At 42.8% G+C, this 2,512-nt stretch carries 1 protein-coding gene and 1 pseudogene; both read right to left on the bottom strand.

The features are described from left to right. Positions 1 to 1,810, bottom strand: a pseudogene (locus tag EDM53_RS04680) (hypothetical protein); the annotation flags it as partial. A 32-nt stretch (positions 1,811 to 1,842) separates the two neighbouring features. Further along, positions 1,843 to 2,304: a protein-export chaperone SecB gene (locus EDM53_RS04675; RefSeq protein ID WP_130122503.1), complete on the bottom strand. Its 462-nt coding sequence runs from the start codon at positions 2,302 to 2,304 to the stop codon at positions 1,843 to 1,845. Positions 2,305 to 2,512 lie beyond the last annotated feature (208 nt).

Here is a 2,512-nt window from a genome sequence, read left to right as displayed (position 1 = left end):
TATTTGGTTTGTTGTCTCCAGATAAAGTATCACTTTTGAGTGAGCCTATAATGTTCTCAAAATTGTTAAAGGTGTCTCCTCCTCTTCTTGGCTTTGTACTGCCATTGTCAAAAAGATCTATGTTTACAACCTTGTCATGGCTTTCATAGCTAAGTGTATCTATGCCATCGCCTCCGTCAAGGTCATCGCCACCACCTAAGCCTTGTATAATGTTATCATTATGATCGCCAGTTAACTTGTCAGAATGCTGGGAGCCTGTAAGGTTCTCAAAGTTCAACAGGAGATCACCTCTAGCATCACCTCCTTGTCCTATGACACCTTTGACTAGGCTTACGGTGACACCAGCAGGAGAATTACGATAAGTAACGGTGTCGTTACCATCGCCGCCGTCGAGGTCATCAGCACCAGCTCTGCCATCGATAATATCATCACCTGCCTGTCCGTGCATTACATTGGCATCTCTATTGCCAGTAAGTTGATCAGAATGTGGTGAGCCTATGAGATTTTCTATGCTTACAAGTGTATCTCCTTCTGCATCTCCACCTTTTGCTGTAAATGCTGTGAGATCGATTTGAACCCCTGCAGGTGAACTAGCATATGAAGCAGTATCGTACCCTTCTCCTCCGTCTATTCTGTCTGGGCCACCTTTGCCTTCTATCACGTCGTCTCCTGCAAGCCCATGCATTACATCATCTAATACAGCGTATACACCTTCTCCCTGAATATATGTAACAATGAATGCACCATGGCATTTCAATTTTGTTACTTTAGGAGAACTATGGGTTGGAGTAGGTAACGTGCTTACCTTAAACCCTACACCAAGCTTGTTTGCATCACTGTCATATACTTGACAATGAACTCCTGGCCCTCCTCCTTCTTGTCCATCGCTATACCAGACAACTACAAACTTGCCATTAGTCAAGCTTGTGATAGATGGCGATGTTTGATTACCAGCGGTATAGCCATTGATTCCAAACTCACCGCCTAGCTTACTACCATCCGCTCCGTATCTTTGTCCGTATATACCCAAACCACTACCATCTTGTTCATTACTATGCCAGACAACTATGAAGTGACCATTACTCAGGGTTGTGATTGAGGGTGAGTCCTGGTTACCTGCAGTATATGTATTGACTCTAAACTCACTACCTAGCTTACTACCACCTGCCCCATATATTTGCCCGTACACTCCATCCCCACTACCGTCTTGTCCATTACTGCACCAGACAACAACAAAGTCGCCGTTATTCAAGCCAGTGACGGAGGGCCAGAACTGTTCATTTTCAGTATATGTATTGACTTGAAATTGGCCACCCAGCTTGCTACCATCTGCTCTGTATCTTTGTCCGTGTATGTCATAATAGCCTCCGTATTGTGGATGACTGGACCAAACAACAACAAAATTGCCGTCACTCAAGCCAGTGATGGATGGACACCAGTGGCTATTTGTTGTATCACTACTGACAGGAAATGCGCTACCCAACTTTGTACCATCTGACCCATATATTTGTGCATGTATGCGCCATCCGACAACCCCCTCTCTATAGTTAGCCCAAACTACAACAAAGTTACCATTATCCAAGGCCATCACAGATTGACTTAAGGAACTATGAGTGACATCAGAACGTACCAGAAACTCTCCACCCATCTTATTACCATCCGCTCCGTATCTTTGGCCGTATATAGCAAGACCCCTACCATCTTGTGCACCACTGCACCAAACGACAACAAAATCACCACTTGCCAACATTGCTGTTTTTGCATCATTTACAGCACGTCCACTAGATTGAGTAATCACAAGTTCTGCCATAAATTATACCCTCTTTTCATCAATTATTAATATCAATGTACTGTTCTTTTGCTCTTATGTTGGGTGTAAAGTGCCTTGAAGTCGATTGGTTCTAGGAGCACTGGAGGATAGCCGCTTGCAACCGTAGTGTCGCATACCTTTTGTCTCAAAAATGGAAATAGCAAAGTGGCACAGTCTACTAGTAGTAGCTCCTCCCTTCCTTCTTCGCTCCATTCACCCTCAAGCTGAAATAAACCACAGTACTCTACTTCCAATGTGAATATGTTCCCCTTTTGTTCTGCGCCCTCCATCAGTACAGAAACGATCTTTGCTGCTACGCATAGCTCGTACACTCCTTCTCCAAGATCCTTCTCCCTCGGAATATATTGGTAATTAAGTTGTTGTTTTGCACCTTTAATTCGCGATACTTCAAAACTGCTTTTAAACACTTCAAGAGCTATTCTTCTGCTGTATTCTAAAAGCACTTTAACTTGTTTTACTCTCTCTTGTTCCATGTCAATTTGCTGTTTGATTGTTTTCCGTTGTTGTTGCGATGTCGTGAAAAATTGGCCCAGTACTAACACAACATTTTTTGAGTTGCAAACGTAATATTCCCTTATAAAATTTATAGTGTTTGCTGCAGGACTAGTTCTTTTTCTTGCTTGTTTATGCTTTTTACTTTGCTTTGTTCTAATAAACCACTAATGTTGATTGTTTTGCTGC

The sequence above is a fragment of the Rickettsiales endosymbiont of Peranema trichophorum genome, assembly GCF_004210275.1.
In the GTDB taxonomy this organism is placed as follows: domain Bacteria; phylum Pseudomonadota; class Alphaproteobacteria; order Rickettsiales; family Midichloriaceae; genus RICK02.
The sequence above is the reverse complement of the archived record's forward strand: the minus strand, read 5'-3'. Positions and strand labels throughout refer to the sequence as shown.